The sequence below is a fragment of the Mesorhizobium sp. G2-6-1 genome (genome assembly GCF_055809095.1).
Genome location: NZ_CM147896.1, coordinates 1,096,870 through 1,112,879 on the forward strand (window position 1 = coordinate 1,096,870; position 16,010 = coordinate 1,112,879).

A 16,010-nucleotide genomic window follows, 5' to 3' on the forward strand; every position below is an offset into this window, starting at 1 on the left:
GTTATGGCCTCCTATATCCGCACAAGTAGAATCTGGAACCTCTTCATGCCCCCATTATCAGTGCTCGATCTGTCGCCCATAGTTGAAGATGGAAGCGCCGCGCAATCGCTCGCCAATTCGCTCGACCTTGCACGACACGCAGAAAAGCTGGGCTATAAGCGCTATTGGCTGGCCGAGCATCACAACATGCCGGGGATCGCCAGTGCGGCCACTTCCGTGGTCATTGCCCATATTGCTGCTGGCACCAGCCACATTCGCGTCGGCGCGGGCGGCGTCATGCTGCCCAATCATGCGCCGCTGATCATTGCCGAACAATTCGGAACTCTGGCAGCACTGCATCCGGGGCGTATCGACCTTGGCCTTGGTCGCGCGCCGGGCACAGACATGCTCACTGCGCGCGCCCTTCGGCGAAATCTGGACGCCAGCGTCGACGATTTTCCAAGAGATGTCGTTGAACTCATGGGTTATTTCGAACCCGCTCAGGAGGGCCAGCGCGTTCACGCGATACCGGGTGAAGGAGAAACCGTTCCGGTCTGGATTCTCGGGTCCAGCCTCTATGGCGCACAACTGGCGGCCATGCTTGGCCTGCCCTATGCATTTGCCTCGCATTTTGCACCGGCGGAACTCGACCAGGCGCTGGAAATCTACCGCTCACGCTTCCAGCCTTCGCAACATCTGGCAAAGCCTCGGGTGATGCTTGGGCTTAATGTGATCGTTGCGCCGACAGATGAGGAAGCCGCGTTTCTTTTTACGTCGCTTCAGCAAGCCTTCGTCAATCTGAGAAGCGGACGCCCCGGTAAATTGCCGCGACCGCTCGAAGGTTTTGATGAAAATCTCGAGCCTGCGGCCCGCGCCATTCTCAATCAGGCGCTTTCCTGCGCCGTTGTCGGCTCGCCCGAAAAAGTGCGCTCTGGCGTCAAGGCATTCATTGATCGCACCGGCGCCGATGAGCTGATGATCACCGCGCAGGTGTTCGATCATGGCGCACGGCTGCGCTCCTTCGAGATGCTGGCAGATATCCAGAAATCCCTGTCAACAGCGGCGTGAGGCTCCCCCAAAACACCCATTATTGCAGGGCGGACCCTGCCAGAACGGGTTTTGCAGCATTCCCTTGCGAAACTGCGCTGCCGCGGCACTTGGCGAAGATATCAAGCTTCGGGTTATAAATCTTCGTTTCGACATCCATCATCCCAAGCACCGTGTCGAACATATTGTCATGCGAAGCGCTTTCACCCGTCTTTGTGCGCGCACAAGACAGGTCGATCCCGGTCGTCGACGCGAAATCATTAGACAACCACGTAATGAAAGGAATGTGCGTCTGGGTGTCGGGGGCGAGAAAATACGGCGCGCCGTGGAGATAGACGCCATCCTCGCCGAGCGACTCGCCATGGTCGGACATGTAGTACATCGCCGACGCGAAATCACCGCTGCGTTCCTTGAGGACGTCGATGATTGAGGCCAAGATGTGATCGGTATAAAGGATCGTGTTGTCGTAGACGTTGACAAGTTCCTGTTGCGAACAACTTGCCAGATCCGCTTTACGGCAGGCCGGTTTGAAGTGCTCGAATTCCTTCGGGTAGCGCTGATAATAGGCGGGTCCGTGACTGCCCATGGTGTGCAGAACCAGCACCGCGTTGCCGTTCAGTGTGTCCAGGCGGGCACGTAACTTGTCGACCAGAACCTGATCCAGACATTCACCGTTCTCGCATAGTTCAGGGTTCGGCTTCGCCGTCATCGCAGTGACAGGTATCCGGTCTGCAATGCTCTTGGTGCCAGTGTTGTTTTCCCACCATTCCACCGTCAAACCGGCATGCTGGAGAACGTCAACGAGGTTTTCAGAACTGAGTGCTGCGCGCTTGGAATAATTGTCGTGACCAAGATGAGAGAACATGCACGGCATCGACACGGCGGTCGCCGTGCCGCAACTCGTCACATTGGTGAAGGCGATCACATTGCGCGCTTCCAGTTCGGGATTGGTGTCGCGCTTATAGCCGTCAAGGCTGAAATCCTGTGCCCGCGCTGTTTCGCCGATGACCAGAACCAGCAACATCTTCTTGTGCGCTGCAGCCAGTTGCGGACCGGGTTTGGCATCCACGCCGTAGGGTTTGGCGACAATATTGACGTCGCGCATCTGGCGTAGCCCGTAGTCGACTGAAGCCACCAGCGCCATGGCAGGGTTGAGATAGGTCATGGTTACTTCGCGCTGGCGCTGCCAGAACGGCACATAAGTGCGCAAATTGGTGGCGATCAGAACTACGCACAGCGTAACCAGCCCGAAGCCCAGCATCGTGTTGGTCCTGACCTTGCGCCAGAAGGGTTTATGCGCAATCCGCACCCAGACGATGAGCAGGCTGGGTATGACCCCGTAAATCAGCATATGCAGCAAATATGATGCGGTAATGAGATGGCGCGATTCCGGGCCGGTGGTCTGGGCGATGTTCTGGATCATCTCGCGATCCATGATCGTGCCGAACGTGTCGGTGAAATACGCCACGCTGGCCGAGATCAATACGATCGCGATGAAGACCGGCTTGATGACATAGGGTGCGGAAAAAATAATCAGGAAGACAAAATAAAGCAGAAACAACACCACGCCCAGTATGGCGAGGCTGACCGGATGGCCGACAAACTGATCCGACAGTTTGCTCCAGAAGGTAGCGTTGGTGAGGAAAAGTACATAGGCGGCAACGAAGGCCGAAAGAACACTGCTGCCGATTGCAGGACGATAAGAATTCATGTGGGCCTGATCCTGTTCAATCTTTTCTCAAATCGCGCAAATTGTGGTGAGGATATGGCATTTGCCTGCACCGTACTCTTCATGCGTCCTTTGGACCTATTTCAAGTTGCGTACCAGTTCCGCATCGGGAAAACAGGTCGCGGCCCGGCCATTACTGGCCTGCCATTTTCCGATCGAACGGCGCGTCTTGAAGCCCGGCAAGCCATCTGCACCACCGACATCATAGCCCTTCGTTTCAAGCGCCCTTTGCAAAGAGGCGACATCGGAGCGGTAAAGTCTATCGACGCGTCCCCATCGGCCCGAAAACGATTTATCGCCATAGGCGATACGATCCGCCGCATGCCCGATGAACAGGGCATAGAGATCGCTCATATTGTAGGCCTTGAGGACGTAGAAATTGGGCGTCACGACAAAGGCGGGACCATTGCGGCCTGCCGGCATCAGCAAAAAACCTTGCGCGTTCACCTCGTTGACCGGAAAGGGTTTTGCGCTGACCCGCTGGATTCCCATTGCCGCCCACTGGCTGATTTTCTTTCCCCGGTCCGGCCCTTCCAGCGAACAGGGAACATTTTTCGGAACCGTAACCTCAAACCCCCAATCGCGACCTTTCACCCAGCCATAGTGGGCGAGATAATTGGCAATCGAGGCGAGTGTGTCGGGCGCGGAATTCCAGATATCGGGATGTCCATCGCCATTGAAACTGACGGCGTGTTTCAGGAACGAGGTGGGCATGAATTGCGGTTGGCCGAGTGCACCCGCCCATGACGCTCTCATTGCAGCGCGCGGCGCCAGTCCACGCTCGACGATTTCGAGTGCCGCAAGCACCTCTTGGCGAAACATATCCTTGCGCGTCGCCATGAACGCCTTGGTGCCCAACACCTCGAACGCATCATAAGGGATACGGGCCGCACCAAAGCCGGATTCGCGCCCCCATATCGCCAGGACGACGCTGCCGGGCACGCCGGTACGGCGCTCGATTGCGGCGAGTGTCCTTGCATATTTTGCGGCGCGCGCCCGACCACCGCGGGTGACGGCACCAATCACTTTTTCAGAGAAATAATTGCCTGGCGAACCGAATTCCGCCTGATGCTGCTTCTTTGGCGTTTTCGGCTTCTGGCCCGGGCGCACCAGATCGGGAAGCTTGAGATTGAGCTTCACGCCGTTGAATGCAGCGGCAAATGTCTTTCTGGAAATGCCCTTGCTTTTCGCCTCCGGCCACAGGTCATTTTGCAGCCATGTGCTGAATTGGTCGTCAATTTTGGCGGCAGATGCCGGAAAAATGCAGAAAATCGTGAGAAAAACGGCGGCAAAAAAGACCGAAACCGATCGAAATGGCCGAAAACCCGGCAATTTTCCTGCCAAAACCCGGCCCATATTCATCATATGCCCGCCTGCTCTTTCAAAATACGGTACGCGATTTCAGCGCCGCAGTCAGCGTCCCATCGTCAAGATAATCGAGTTCGCCGCCAACCGGCACACCATGAGCGAGGCGGGTGACGCTGACCTCCAAACCGGCAAGCTGATCGGTCAGATAATGCGCTGTCGTCTGCCCCTCGACAGTGGCGTTGACGGCCAAAATCACTTCCTTCACCTCGCCGCTGGCCACACGATCAACAAGGGAGCGGATATTGAGTTGTTCCGGCCCGATACCGTCCAGCGGCGACAAGGTTCCGCCAAGTACATGGTAGCGCACATTCATCGCCGCAGCGCGTTCAAGCGCCCACAGGTCGGAGACATCTTCGACAACAATCAGGCTGGCGGGGTCGCGGCGCGGATCTGTGCAGATCATGCAGGGATCGGACGTATCGACATTGCCGCACGATGAGCAGATGCGCACCTTTTCCACCGCCTCGCCCATGGCGAGCGCAAGCGGTGCAAGCAGTTGATCTTTTTTCTTGATGAGATGAAGGGCGGCACGGCGCGCCGAACGTGGCCCAAGCCCCGGCACCTTGGCCAGAAGCTGAATCAGTCGTTCGATCTCGGGGCCGGCGATTCGCTTGGACATTGCGCGGTTTTATGATCTTTCCGCGGCGTTGCAAATATCTGCGTGGTACGTGAGTTTGAAATCGCCCGCTACAGGCGGCCACGTGGTCATGCAAGCCTGTGTTTTTTGCTCGTTTGGCGCTGAAAAAGAAGCTTTATGCGACGGTCATCCGCAACAAGACTTGCCTTCCTGCTTTGGAGGGCATGCAACCGTTGCGTAGGAGCAATAAACGCAGCAATCCCCTTGTTTGGGCTTTAGCAACACACCGCAGCCCTTACACTCATAGAACCACTGGCAAGCGTCAATCGGCATTGTTTCCATTTCCGAATGCCCACAATCCGGGCAGGTAATGGTCGAAACTGTGACAGTCATGCAATGGCTCGCTTCCAGATTGCGTAAATGGTGATGAGCAGGAAAACGCCAAGAGCAGGCAGCAGTACATAATCGAGATATCCGACGATTGCAGACAGGCCGAGCGCTCCCAGCAGAATGACCAGAACAGGGTGAAACAGCACAGAGCAGCAATGGTCGTGCCAACAAGACCTGATGCAAGCAATTTGTTGTTGTTCATGTTTATTGCCTCAGCCACTTTATGTCGGGCTGCCAATTGGTGATTTCATATTCTTATTGATCGTTTATAAAACCTGTAGGAACTACAGGAGCAACAACAAATGGGTTGGCCGATCAGCAAGGCATCGCAAATAAGCGGCGTGAGTATCGAAACCATTCGCTATTATGAGCGCGAAGGCATCACGCCCAAGCCCGACAGAACAATGGCAGGCAGACGAGACTACGATACAGAATCGATTGCCAGGCTTCGTTTTGTGAAACGTTGTCGGGATTTGGGCTTTTCCATTGCCGACATTGTGGCTTTGCTAAAACTTTCCCATTCCGATGAGGGAACATGCGAGGAAGCCGGTGCCATCGGCGCGAACAACCTCAAATTGGTGCGGAGCAAAATTGCTGATCTTAAACGCATGGAAATTGCGCTGACAGAACTGGTCGCTTCATGTCATCAAGGGCGGAAAGAATGCCCGATGCTGCAAGAACTGTTTGCCAATTGAGCATCTAAAACCTTCTCTGCGCGACTGGGGACGCTGGAAAATCAGCCTGATCGGTCATTGATGCTGCGATCACGCAACCCAATCGAATATGTAACCTGCGATCAGTGACCCGGAAACCGCAAGGGCAAGATATAGAATAAACGGTTTAAGCCTGAGAACAGGAAAGATCGCCATTGCCCCCCAAATGCTGACGACACCCCCTGAGACCAGAAAAGCCATCGCCGCCCCCGGCGACATGCCGTGGTCCATCAACCCGCGTGTCAGCGGCAGCGCCGCGTATCCGTCGAGATAGGCAGGCGCGCCGACAAAGACGGCAAAGGGGATGGCCCACCATACATCAGATCCCACATAGGCCGACAGCGCGTCGGGCTGCAAGACGGCGTTCAGCGCATATTCCGCGGCAAAAGCAGGGATGAGGCAAATCAGGATCAAGCGGGTCGTCGCGGCGAAATTCTGACGAAAGACCTCTCGTCGCTCCGCGCCTTTCCATACCCTTGCATCAAAAGACAATGGTGCTCCGCAACCGCATTGCGACAAGGTGCCAACGATCCCGTTGCGGCGCAGGGGCGAGATGGCCCAGCCGCGTTTCGACAAGATCGACGTGATCGCCCCACCCCATATGCCGAGACCAAAGGCGGCAATCGTCTTGCCGAGCGCGAAACCGACCCCGAGGGTGGCAGCAGTCGTCGCCAACATCGCCGGATCGGTAATTGGTGATGACAGCCAGAAAGCCATGACGGGCGCCAGCGGAATGCCGGCCGCCAGCAATCCGGCCATCAATGGCAGAACGGTTACCCCGCAAACCGGCGTGATCGCCCCGATCACTGACGCCGCGATGATGGCGTAAACAGTGCGCCCTTCAAAAGCCTGGGCGATATGGGCATCCGCGCCGCTGGCCATGATCCAGGCGACCAGAAAGATGCCCGGAATGACGAGCGGGGCGACAGAGACAAGACCCAAGGCCACGAACTGAACCATGTCCCAAGCCTGACGAGGCCAGATCAGCGACCCAGCGATAGCCAATCCAAGCAAACCGAGAACCAGGATCAGTTTGAAATTCCGAGGGTTGGTGCTTTGGATTTGTTCGGACATTGCGGTCTCTTTGGAACGGCGCTTTGAACATGGGGGTAGTTCTGCCATATGTGAAACGGATTATTAGAAATTCAGCTATGAGGATTTCCGATGGCTTATCTGAACAGCGAGCTTCTTCGTTCATTTCTGACGGTCGCCGACGCCGGGAGTGTCACCGAAGGTGCCGCACGTATCCACAAGTCTCAATCGGCCGTCAGCCTGCAGATCAGGAAGCTGGAAAATATACTGGGTCGACCGGTTTTCGACAGACACGGGCGCGGCGTTGTACTGAGCGACGTGGGCGAGAGGCTGTTGCCAGTGGCGCGCGAGGTCAGTCGCACGCTGGATGCGACATTGCGCGATCTCACCTCGGACGATCTGCATGGCAAACTGCGCCTTGGCATCCCCGATGAGCAGAGCAAGGACAGGCTCTCCAAGATCGTGGGGGAGTTTGCGCAATCCCATCCGCTTGTCGATCTCGATGTCACTTGCGCCTTGAGTTCGGGGTTTCCCGATGCACTCGCGTCAGGGGCATTGGACCTTGCTATTTATGAAGTACAACATTCGCATCCCGGACTTGATGTTCTGCTTCAGGAACGAACCTGCTGGATGGTGTCACGCCATCACGATCTTCTGTCACGCGACCCTTTGCCGATTGCCCTGTTCGACCGAGACTGCTGGTGGCGTGACGCAGCTTTGGAGGCGCTGCGAGCGACGGCGCGTCCCTTTCGAATCGCCTATTCCAGTCAAAGCGTTGCAGGCGTTACCGCCGCACTGGAAGCTGGCATCGCGGTTGGATTGTTGGGTGAAACGAGCATAACCGACAATTTACGCCGGCTTGGACCCGACGATGGATTCGGTGACATGCCCGTCTCCAATCTTGTACTGGGTTTATGCCCGGACGCCACCACGCCCCCAATCCACGCATTGAAAATGGCGATACGAAGGGCATTTGGGGTGGCGTAGTGCATGTCGCCCAAAAGTGTGCAGCGGTTTTTCAGACAACGACATGCACAAAAACAAAGGCCGTTTACGAACAGTGCGCCAAGGCAATGCAGCTCTAACTATTTGTTTTTTCGCAATCCCGGACAGAAAATCGCTGCACACTTTTCCTGGAATTGCTCTATTGCAAGGCTTGCCCCTGCCCGACGATCAACGCTCCGATTGCGCTTGTATTGTCCGGCGTTTCTTCGAACGACATGAGCGTCGATGCGTTATCGGGAATGGCTGCAACCAGAGTATCGCTGCTTGCCGACGCGCCAGATGCCGTTACCGGCGTTGCCGGTTGCACGGCGGCAATCGTAATGGATGGCGTGGCCATAGCCACGGTTGTCTCGGTTTCGGGTGGTAGCGGCTTCCATCTACGGCCGCGCTTTTCATAAAAGGCGTTGCCGCCGGCCACCGCCACATAGTGCATATTCTTGTAGGGGAATTTCAGCCCGGCCGTGTGGAAAAACATCGCGTTCTTTATTTTCGGATGCCGTTCACCCTTCAAAACGGCAACTGCCGCCGCCTCGACGTCAGGCATGGCTTTCGAGTTCATGGGTCTTGTCATGACGCCGGGCGCGAATTGCCCCCGTTCGCCAACTACGCCGCAAATGCTGTTGCCATGCTTGCCCGATCTGAGGCGGTTCATGACAACGGTGCCAACACCGATCATGCCCTCACGGCTCGAACGCCGGGACTCAAAGAACATGGCCCGTTCCAGACAGGCCTTGTCCCTGGCTGTGTAGGAATAGGCGTTCGCCTTGGTCGAGGTGAGCGTGATGGCATCAGGCAGGCTGGCGACGGACAGGCCATCTGTCGTCTGGCTGCATCCGGCTACAATGACGAGGGAGAACAGGGCACCCAGAGTATAGGGTGCACTCAATTGCTTGGCAGCCAACAAACATCCCTCTTCACTTAGCACCGCCCCCGCAGTTATGGCCAGAATGAGATATTTTCAGGCAAAATAATGGCAAAGGCCCAAGAAAGCGCAAACGCCCTGCCTAAAACTGCTCAGATTATTGGGTACCATGCTTTCGTTTTACAGTAGCATTTGGGTTTGCGTTGTTTCGCTCCCCCTCTGTCCTGCCGAGTCGGTCAAGAAGTGGCATCTCCCCCTCAAGTGGGGAGATCAGCTTTCATTGCGGCTTTTGCTCATCACCAGCGTTACGTAACAAATGCACGCATGTCGTTGTCCCAAAGCCGCACCACACTTTTGGGCGACATCGTTTTCCTTGACGCATGTCGTTGTCCCAAAACCGCACCACACTTTTGGGCGACATCGTTTTCCTTGACGCATGTCGTCATCCCAAAACCGCACCACACTTTTGGGCGACATGCGTTAGAAAGGCAGCTTCATACCGGGAGGAATAGGCATTCCAGCCGTCAGCGCCTTGGTCTTTTCCTGCATTTCGGCCTCAACCTTGACCTTTGCGTCATTGTGAGCGGCAAGGATCAAATCTTCGAGGATTTCAACGTCGTCTTCCTTGAACAGCGACGGGTCGATCTTCAGAGATTTCATTTCGAACTTGCCGCTCAATGTGACATTGACCAAACCGCCACCGGCCTGTCCAGATGCCTCAAGCTCCGCGATTTCGCCCTGCATGGCCTCAAATTTGGCCTGCATTTCCTTGGCTTTTCCCATCAGGCCGAGAAGATCCTTCATCACGCATCCTTTACGGTTCGATCGTTTGACATGTCAGTTTTCGTCGTCATCGTCTGCCAATTGTTCATCGGTCAGATCATTATTGGCGTCATCTGCATCCCCCGCATCAGGGATACGCACGTCTATAACTTTGGAGCCCGGAAAACGGGAGAGTATGGCCGCAACCGTCGGATCGCTTTTTGCATCGAGAATGGCATTGTCGCGCTTGGCCGTTTCCATTTCCGTCAAAGTCTGCCCACCCTCATCCTTCGACAAGGAGACAAGCCAGTTGCGGCCCGTCCAGTTGCGCAGTTTGGTGGTCATATCGTTGAGCAATAATTTTGGTGCGTCGTCCGTCAAATTGACATCAATGCGTCCGGGTTCAAGGTGAACCAGCCTGACACAGCGCTTCAACAACACCTTGAAGGCCATATCGCGATGGGTGTCGGCGAGTGCGGCAATGTCAGCGAGCGACTTCACCTGAACCGCCGCTTTTTCCTCGAAAGCAGGTTTTGGTGAGGGCTGAAATATTTCAGCCGCGGGTTCTGCCTCGACCAATCTCATTGTCTGGGTGCCGCCAGTTCCCCCTGACATTCTGGTCTGGGCCACGGCACTGGCTTTGGCGGAACTGCCAGATGAGGCGGAACTGCTGCTCGAAGCCGCCGTGGCGGGTGATGCCGGTGTCTCGCCTTCCAGTGTTTTCAACGCTTCATCCAGCGTCGGCATATCCGCGGCATATGCCAAGCGAATCATGACCATTTCGGCGGCGCTCACCGGGCGGTTCGAGCTTTGAACCTCGGGGATGCCTTTCAACAGCATCTGCCAGCTACGCGACAGCACTTTGACCGAAAGTTTTGCGGCAAATTCGGCACCTCGGCTGCGCTCATCTTCGGAAAGCGAAGCGTCCTCAAGTGCGGACGGCACGAAGCGCAACCGGGTGACGAGATGGTTGAACTCGGCAAGATCGGTCAGGACGGAAGCCGGGTCGGCACCCGTATCATATTGGGCGCGGAACTCTGAAAGAGCGGCGGCAACGTCACCTTTCATCAAATGCTCGAAAAGATCGACAATGCGTGTGCGGTCGGCCAGACCAAGCATCGCCCGTACCGCATCCGCCGAGACACCCTCGCCGCCATGTGCGATCGCCTGATCGAGGATAGATAGTGAATCACGGGCCGACCCCTCGGCAGCGCGGGCGATCATCGCCAAGGCTTCGTCATCGACGGAAATGCCTTCTTTCTGGGCGATGGACGCAAGGTGCGCAACGAGCACACCTGCATCAATGCGTCTTAGATCGAAGCGCTGGCAGCGCGACAACACCGTGATCGGCACTTTCCTGATCTCGGTAGTGGCAAAGATGAACTTGACGTGCGGCGGTGGTTCCTCAAGCGTCTTGAGCAGGCCGTTGAACGCCTGCGTCGACAGCATATGCACCTCGTCGATGATATAGACCTTGTAACGGGCCGAAACCGGCGCATAGCGGACACGCTCGATAATATCGCGAATGTCGTCAATGCCGGTGTGCGAGGCGGCGTCCATCTCGATGACATCGACATGACGCCCTTCCATGATCGCCTTGCAATGCTCACCCAATACGGCCAGATCGACGCTTGGCTGATCGATGGTGTCGGTCTTGTAGTTCAAGGCGCGCGCCAATATCCGCGCCGTCGTTGTCTTGCCAACACCGCGGACACCGGTAAGCATCCATGCCTGGGCAATACGGCCGGAGGCAAAGGCGTTGGTCAATGTGCGCACCATCGGCTCCTGGCCGATCAATTCGGAGAAATTTGCCGGACGGTATTTGCGCGCCAGCACACGATAGACGCCTGCGGCTTTATCCGTTTCGAGATTTCCGGCTTCGCTCATCGGCCGCAGTGCTCCCCAGTAAATCTCCAGAGCGGTTCAGCGCTTGATAAAATCACCGCGCCGCTCCCAAATATTTGTTGTTACGCAATCGCGGACAGAAAACCGTTGCACACTTTTCTCAGGATTGCTCCAGTGTCACAACTGGAGCGGCCTGATCCTCGAATTCAGTTTTGCCCGCGCAGCGGCGCACCGTCAATGTCGGGAAGAGGTGGGAGGCTGGAACAATGACCCGTTCCGGGCTCGTTAGGGCTGCTTCCTTCCGGATCTGACCCGGTTGGCGAGTGGATCGTCCACCACCAACCTCCCACTCTCCATATCGTCAATTCGGCAATGAAATGCAAGTGACGAGGAAAATTCGATCTCACAATCGGTCCACGCGGCAAAAACAGGGCAACCGCGTAGCCCGACGAGCCGCTTCAGGAATAGCTGTGCTGGCACAGCGGATATGATATTGTCACGAGGTTGGATTTCGTGGGCTTGGTGGCAAATCGCTGCGGCTCATGACGGTACGTGGTGGAATTGAGGGGAAACGCCGATGCTGCCAGGCCCGAAGGCCGGTTTCACGCTTGATGCGCGTCTGGAGGCGGACAGCGAACAAGTGATGTGGCTGGGGTTGTGTGAACTGAGGGTCATGAATGACAGCCGCTGGCCTTGGCTGATACTGGTGCCTCGGCGCCCCGGCGCGGAAGAAATTCACGATATGGCACCGCTCGATCAGGCAATGCTGACCTTCGAGATAAACATGGTCGCGCAAGCCCTGAAGAATGCCACCGGCTGCACCAAGATCAACACTGCCGCACTTGGCAACATCGTGCGCCAGTTGCATGTCCACATCATCGCGCGCTCGGAAAATGACGCGGCGTGGCCCGGACCGGTGTGGGGGCATGGCATGCGCGAACCTTATGAACGCATTGCGCTTCACCAATTTGCCGAAACGATCAAGGCAGCGTTATAAGGGCGGCTTGATCCATTTATCCTTTTTCGAGACTCAATGACGTTTCACCTTTTTGACGCGCCGCCAGTCGAAGCCAGTCATTTCGTTGGCTTTTCGGCAAACGATATCGACCGGCAATCGGAAAATCGCGCTGACGATTGCCTCGAAACGGCGCTTGCCAACCCCTCGGCCCGGTTTCTCGCCATGCGCGATGGCCGGATTTTCATCAAGCAGAGCGGCGATGTTTTCAACGCTTGGTTCAGCCTGGCGGAATGCGGCAATCTTCAAGCCAAGCTCGAGGATGCCATTTTACTCGGATATTCAAAGGCAATCCCAGTTCTTGCCGTGCCGGTGGAGCTTGATCCAGAACAATTGCCGGAAACGACCAAGGCCGTCGATTATCGCTCGGCCTATATGCAGGGTCTTGTCGACGAGGCGACGCTTGGCGCGCTGGCGCAAGGCTCCGCCCTTCTCGCATGGCATGTCAGCCATCGCTTTTGCGGCAAATGCGGGGCACAAACATTGCCAACTGTCGGCGGATATCGGCGCCATTGCGGCACATGCGGCACCGATCATTTTCCGCGCACCGACCCGGTGGCGATCATGCTGACGGCGACGCGGGAAAAATGCCTGCTTGGCCGGAGCCGTCATTTCATCGAGGGCATGTATTCAGCACTTGCCGGTTTCATTGAACCGGGCGAGACGATTGAAAACGCGGTGCGCCGCGAAACGCTCGAAGAGGCTGGCATCAGGCTTGGCCGCGTCGTCTATCATGCCAGCCAACCGTGGCCTTTTCCCTATTCGCTGATGATCGGCTGCTTTGGCGAACCGCTCAATGAAGACATACAGGCAGATCTGACCGAGTTGGAGGATTGCCGCTGGTTTGTGCGCGACGAGGTGCGCCTGATGCTGGCGCGGACGCATCCCGACAATCTGATTACGCCGCCGAGGGGCGCAATTGCCCACCATCTCATCCGCGCATGGGTCGACAGCGAATAGGCGACCGTCGCGACGCCTATTCGCTTTTGTTCGCCTCAGTAATGGACGCCTTGGGAAGCCCGGTATTCGTTGGCCTCATAGACGCCAAGAATGCGCACTTCGCGTGAGAAAAAGCGCAATTCTTCCAACGCCAACGCCACATTTGCATCGTCTGGATGGCCTTCAATGTCGGCATAGAACTGGGTGGCGGTGAACCCACCGCCCAATTGGTAGCTTTCCAGCTTGGTCATGTTGACGCCATTGGTGGCAAAGCCGCCCATTGCCTTGTAAAGAGCCGCCGGAACGTTGCGAACACGAAAGACGAAAGTCGTCATCATCGCCGCGTCGTTGCCTGCCCGTTCGGCCCAGTTCTTTCCCCTGGACAAGACGACAAAGCGCGTGATGTTCTTTTCCGTGTCTTCGACGTTTTTTTCCAGCACATCCAGATTGTAGAGGCTTGACGCCAGAGACGGTGCCAATGCGGCCATCGTCCGGTCCTGCTTTTCAGCGACCAGCTTGGCAGCCCCTGCCGTGTCGCCCGCAACCATCGGCTTCCAGCCATTTTTGCGGATGTATTTGCGGCATTGGCCAAGCGCATGGATGTGGCTGTGAACCGACTTGATTTCCTCGCGCTTCACGCCCGGCAGCACCATCAACTGGAAATGGATCGGCAAAAAATACTCGCCAACCACGTGCAATTTCGATTCTGGCAGGAGGTAGTGAATGTCGGCGACCCGCCCGGCGATCGTGTTTTCGATCGGGATCATCGCAAGATCGGCCTTACCGGTCTCCACCGCGTTGAAGGCATCTTCGAAAGTCGGGCGCGGCAGCGGTTCCATCGTGGGAAAGACATTGCGGCACGCCGTATCGGAATTCGCACCCGGCTCGCCCTGGAAGGCGATTTTGTTTGTTTTTTCTGGCATTTTCGGGTCCTGCACTATCTGGAAAGAATTTTTCTGGCGCGTTCTAGATCATCCGGCGTATCGACGCCAAGCGGCACGGATTCAACGATCTCGGCATCAATGCGCATGCCAGCTTCCAGCGCGCGCAATTGTTCGAGCCGCTCGCGGCGCTCCAGAACCGAGGGCTTCAAGCCAACGAAGCGTTCAAGCGCGGCCCTGCGATACGCGTAGAGCCCGACGTGATGGTAGAGCGGGCCATCTCCCCACGGAGCGGTGGCGCGGGTGAAATAGAGTGCTTTCAATCGTGTCTGCGATCGCGGCGACCCGACAATCTTGACGACATTCGGATTTGATTTTTCTTCGTCACGGACAATTTCGACACCCAGTGTTGCGATATCGACGAGCGGATCTTCAAAGGGCCGCAGCGCCGAATTTATGCTTTGCGGGTCGAGCGTTGGCAGGTCGCCCTGCACGTTGACGACCGTTTCGACCCGGTGGTCGGGGTCCAGCGCGGTCAACGCTTCGAAAATTCGATCCGAGCCCGTTTCATGATCCATACGGGTCATTACGGCATCGAAACCATGCGCGCGCACGGCCTCGGCCACGCTTGGCGTATCGGTGGCGACGGCGACGCGCCCGACACCGCTTTCAGCAGCGCGGCGCGCAACATGCACGATCATCGGCGCGCCAGCCATGTCGGCAAGGGGTTTGCCCGGCAGTCGGGTGGAGGCCATACGGGCCGGAATCAGGATCAGCGTTGACATGAGGTGGCAGTGGTTCCGAAAATCGAGAGACCAAAAGTGTCAAAAGGTCTCACTGGTAGCGTCCTTATAGGTGTTGCAAGAGCAGAGCAAAAGACCTAGTTTCCGCGCGATTTGGCTGTTCGCGTTGAACGGCCTCGTACCGATGACCGATAGACGGATCAGTCAGCCGGAAAAGGGAGCTTGGGGCACATGGACTCATTCGAAATCAACAAGCTGCTCGGCGGATTGCTTGGAACAGTATTCATCGTATTTTCTGTCGGCATCATATCGGATGCCCTGTTCGCATCGCCAAACCCTGACAAGCCTGGTTTCATCATCGAGGCGAGCGAAGCGCCGACAGATGCATCGGCCTCTGAGGCCAAGGCAGAAACACCCATTGCAAACCTGTTGGTCAGCGCCGATCCCGATAAGGGTGCTGCCATTTTCAAGAAATGCCAAGCCTGCCATTCCGGCGAGAAGGGCGGCCCCAACAAGGTTGGCCCCGACCTGTGGAATATCATTGATCGCCCCGTCGGCGAACATGAGGGCTTTTCCTATTCGTCGGGCATGAGAGGATTCTCCAATGACGGCGCGGAAAAATGGACTTACGACAATCTCAACCATTTCCTCACGTCGCCCAGGAAATTCGTAAAAGGCACGGCAATGGGCTTTGCAGGTCTGAAGAAAGAGGAAGATCGCGCCGATCTCATTGCCTTCTTGCGCACACTGGCAGACACGCCCGAACCATTGCCTGAGCCCGCAGCAGCGCCTGCGGCCGAGCCCGCAGCAGCGCCTGCGGCCGAGCCAGCCGCGGCGACAGGTGACGCGCCAGCCGCAGAACCGACAAAAGATGCAGCGCCAGCGACCGAGCCAGCACCGGCGACAGATGAAGCGCCAGCCGCAGAACCCGCAAAGGACGCGGCACCAGCCACAGAACCGGCACAATAATTCTTCAACACTACATAGACTCATGAAAAGGCCGGGTTATTCCCGGCTTTTTTGCTGAAAATCACGCATATGTGCTGGCAAAGGCGCCAAGCACGGTTTCCATGCGCAACGAATGCTCTAGTTTGTTGATGGAAATCATCCGAACTGGGGAATG

Annotated in this window: 17 protein-coding genes and 1 other RNA gene; 6 read left to right on the top strand and 12 right to left on the bottom strand. The window is 56.6% G+C overall.

Annotated elements, in window-relative coordinates:
* Nucleotides 1-45 precede the first annotated feature (45 nt).
* Complete coding sequence (locus AC0L7S_RS05245; RefSeq protein WP_473473390.1) at nucleotides 46-1,047, top strand: LLM class flavin-dependent oxidoreductase; 1,002 nt, start codon at nucleotides 46-48, stop codon at nucleotides 1,045-1,047.
* 19 nt (nucleotides 1,048-1,066) lie between these two features.
* Here the strand turns inward: AC0L7S_RS05245 and AC0L7S_RS05250 are convergent, their stop codons facing one another.
* The 5 genes from AC0L7S_RS05250 to merF form a co-directional block, all read right to left on the bottom strand.
* Nucleotides 1,067-2,737 carry a phosphoethanolamine transferase gene (locus AC0L7S_RS05250; protein ID WP_473473391.1) on the bottom strand — a complete coding sequence of 557 codons (1,671 nt, stop codon included), beginning with the start codon at nucleotides 2,735-2,737 and terminating at the stop codon, nucleotides 1,067-1,069.
* A gap of 96 nt (nucleotides 2,738-2,833) precedes the next feature.
* The gene (locus AC0L7S_RS05255) at nucleotides 2,834-4,120 is read right to left on the bottom strand and encodes a lytic murein transglycosylase (RefSeq protein ID WP_473473392.1); all 1,287 of its coding nucleotides are present in this window, start codon (nucleotides 4,118-4,120) and stop codon (nucleotides 2,834-2,836) included.
* A gap of 16 nt (nucleotides 4,121-4,136) precedes the next feature.
* Entirely contained in the window at nucleotides 4,137-4,742 is a 606-nt protein-coding gene (recR, locus tag AC0L7S_RS05260; protein WP_473473393.1) for a recombination mediator RecR, read from the bottom strand.
* Between the two features lie 144 nt (nucleotides 4,743-4,886).
* Nucleotides 4,887-5,093, bottom strand: coding sequence for a GDCCVxC domain-containing (seleno)protein (locus AC0L7S_RS05265; protein ID WP_473473394.1), 207 nt, complete (start codon nucleotides 5,091-5,093; stop codon nucleotides 4,887-4,889).
* Nucleotides 5,090-5,236 carry a mercury resistance system transport protein MerF gene (gene merF / locus AC0L7S_RS05270; protein WP_473473395.1) on the bottom strand — a complete coding sequence of 49 codons (147 nt, stop codon included), beginning with the start codon at nucleotides 5,234-5,236 and terminating at the stop codon, nucleotides 5,090-5,092. The genes AC0L7S_RS05265 and merF overlap by 4 nt, the downstream gene beginning before the upstream one ends.
* A gap of 156 nt (nucleotides 5,237-5,392) precedes the next feature.
* On the opposite strand from merF, the gene AC0L7S_RS05275 reads away from it, so the two are divergent.
* Nucleotides 5,393-5,785, top strand: a complete 393-nt coding sequence (locus AC0L7S_RS05275; RefSeq protein WP_473473396.1) for a MerR family transcriptional regulator — start codon at nucleotides 5,393-5,395, stop codon at nucleotides 5,783-5,785.
* Nucleotides 5,786-5,854: 69 nt separating this feature from the next.
* Here AC0L7S_RS05275 and AC0L7S_RS05280 read toward each other — a convergent pair whose 3' ends face one another.
* Nucleotides 5,855-6,877 carry a permease gene (locus AC0L7S_RS05280; RefSeq protein ID WP_473473397.1) on the bottom strand — a complete coding sequence of 341 codons (1,023 nt, stop codon included), beginning with the start codon at nucleotides 6,875-6,877 and terminating at the stop codon, nucleotides 5,855-5,857.
* 90 nt (nucleotides 6,878-6,967) lie between these two features.
* Between AC0L7S_RS05280 and AC0L7S_RS05285 the strand changes: the two genes are divergently transcribed.
* Entirely contained in the window at nucleotides 6,968-7,822 is an 855-nt protein-coding gene (locus AC0L7S_RS05285; protein ID WP_473473398.1) for a LysR family transcriptional regulator, read from the top strand.
* A 157-nt stretch (nucleotides 7,823-7,979) separates the two neighbouring features.
* On the opposite strand, the gene AC0L7S_RS05290 is transcribed toward AC0L7S_RS05285, so the two are convergent.
* The 4 genes from AC0L7S_RS05290 to ffs all read right to left on the bottom strand — a co-directional run bounded on the left by AC0L7S_RS05290 (nucleotide 7,980) and on the right by ffs (nucleotide 11,656).
* Complete coding sequence (locus tag AC0L7S_RS05290) at nucleotides 7,980-8,741, bottom strand: cell wall hydrolase (protein WP_473473399.1); 762 nt, start codon at nucleotides 8,739-8,741, stop codon at nucleotides 7,980-7,982.
* 441 nt (nucleotides 8,742-9,182) lie between these two features.
* Nucleotides 9,183-9,506 (bottom strand): YbaB/EbfC family nucleoid-associated protein, encoded by a 324-nt coding sequence (locus AC0L7S_RS05295; RefSeq protein ID WP_473473400.1) that lies wholly within the window; start codon nucleotides 9,504-9,506, stop codon nucleotides 9,183-9,185.
* Between the two features lie 33 nt (nucleotides 9,507-9,539).
* The gene (locus AC0L7S_RS05300) at nucleotides 9,540-11,351 is read right to left on the bottom strand and encodes a DNA polymerase III subunit gamma/tau (protein ID WP_473473401.1); all 1,812 of its coding nucleotides are present in this window, start codon (nucleotides 11,349-11,351) and stop codon (nucleotides 9,540-9,542) included.
* Nucleotides 11,352-11,559: 208 nt separating this feature from the next.
* Nucleotides 11,560-11,656, bottom strand: an RNA gene (ffs, locus tag AC0L7S_RS05305) — signal recognition particle sRNA small type.
* Between the two features lie 230 nt (nucleotides 11,657-11,886).
* On the opposite strand from ffs, the gene AC0L7S_RS05310 reads away from it, so the two are divergent.
* Nucleotides 11,887-12,306: an HIT domain-containing protein gene (locus tag AC0L7S_RS05310; protein WP_473473402.1), complete on the top strand. Its 420-nt coding sequence runs from the start codon at nucleotides 11,887-11,889 to the stop codon at nucleotides 12,304-12,306.
* 36 nt (nucleotides 12,307-12,342) lie between these two features.
* A complete protein-coding gene (gene nudC, locus AC0L7S_RS05315) occupies nucleotides 12,343-13,284 on the top strand; it encodes an NAD(+) diphosphatase (RefSeq protein ID WP_473473403.1) in 942 nt (313 codons plus the stop codon).
* A 35-nt stretch (nucleotides 13,285-13,319) separates the two neighbouring features.
* Here the strand turns inward: nudC and AC0L7S_RS05320 are convergent, their stop codons facing one another.
* Nucleotides 13,320-14,186 carry a prephenate dehydratase gene (locus AC0L7S_RS05320; RefSeq protein ID WP_473473404.1) on the bottom strand — a complete coding sequence of 289 codons (867 nt, stop codon included), beginning with the start codon at nucleotides 14,184-14,186 and terminating at the stop codon, nucleotides 13,320-13,322.
* 14 nt (nucleotides 14,187-14,200) lie between these two features.
* Complete coding sequence (locus AC0L7S_RS05325) at nucleotides 14,201-14,929, bottom strand: 3-deoxy-manno-octulosonate cytidylyltransferase (RefSeq protein ID WP_473473405.1); 729 nt, start codon at nucleotides 14,927-14,929, stop codon at nucleotides 14,201-14,203.
* A gap of 189 nt (nucleotides 14,930-15,118) precedes the next feature.
* On the opposite strand from AC0L7S_RS05325, the gene AC0L7S_RS05330 reads away from it, so the two are divergent.
* A complete protein-coding gene (locus AC0L7S_RS05330) occupies nucleotides 15,119-15,856 on the top strand; it encodes a c-type cytochrome (RefSeq protein WP_473473406.1) in 738 nt (245 codons plus the stop codon).
* Nucleotides 15,857-16,010: the final 154 nt, after the last annotated feature.

Coding starts and splice junctions, on each gene's coding strand:
- AC0L7S_RS05245 (WP_473473390.1), top strand. CDS start 46: ATGCCCCCATTATCAGTGCTCGATCTGTCGCCCATAGTTGAAGATGGA.
- AC0L7S_RS05250 (WP_473473391.1), bottom strand. CDS start 2,737: ATGAATTCTTATCGTCCTGCAATCGGCAGCAGTGTTCTTTCGGCCTTC.
- AC0L7S_RS05255 (WP_473473392.1), bottom strand. CDS start 4,120: ATGATGAATATGGGCCGGGTTTTGGCAGGAAAATTGCCGGGTTTTCGG.
- recR (WP_473473393.1), bottom strand. CDS start 4,742: ATGTCCAAGCGAATCGCCGGCCCCGAGATCGAACGACTGATTCAGCTT.
- AC0L7S_RS05265 (WP_473473394.1), bottom strand. CDS start 5,093: ATGACTGTCACAGTTTCGACCATTACCTGCCCGGATTGTGGGCATTCG.
- AC0L7S_RS05275 (WP_473473396.1), top strand. CDS start 5,393: ATGGGTTGGCCGATCAGCAAGGCATCGCAAATAAGCGGCGTGAGTATC.
- AC0L7S_RS05280 (WP_473473397.1), bottom strand. CDS start 6,877: ATGTCCGAACAAATCCAAAGCACCAACCCTCGGAATTTCAAACTGATC.
- AC0L7S_RS05285 (WP_473473398.1), top strand. CDS start 6,968: ATGGCTTATCTGAACAGCGAGCTTCTTCGTTCATTTCTGACGGTCGCC.
- AC0L7S_RS05295 (WP_473473400.1), bottom strand. CDS start 9,506: ATGAAGGATCTTCTCGGCCTGATGGGAAAAGCCAAGGAAATGCAGGCC.
- AC0L7S_RS05300 (WP_473473401.1), bottom strand. CDS start 11,351: ATGAGCGAAGCCGGAAATCTCGAAACGGATAAAGCCGCAGGCGTCTAT.
- AC0L7S_RS05310 (WP_473473402.1), top strand. CDS start 11,887: ATGCTGCCAGGCCCGAAGGCCGGTTTCACGCTTGATGCGCGTCTGGAG.
- nudC (WP_473473403.1), top strand. CDS start 12,343: ATGACGTTTCACCTTTTTGACGCGCCGCCAGTCGAAGCCAGTCATTTC.
- AC0L7S_RS05320 (WP_473473404.1), bottom strand. CDS start 14,186: ATGCCAGAAAAAACAAACAAAATCGCCTTCCAGGGCGAGCCGGGTGCG.
- AC0L7S_RS05325 (WP_473473405.1), bottom strand. CDS start 14,929: ATGTCAACGCTGATCCTGATTCCGGCCCGTATGGCCTCCACCCGACTG.
- AC0L7S_RS05330 (WP_473473406.1), top strand. CDS start 15,119: ATGGACTCATTCGAAATCAACAAGCTGCTCGGCGGATTGCTTGGAACA.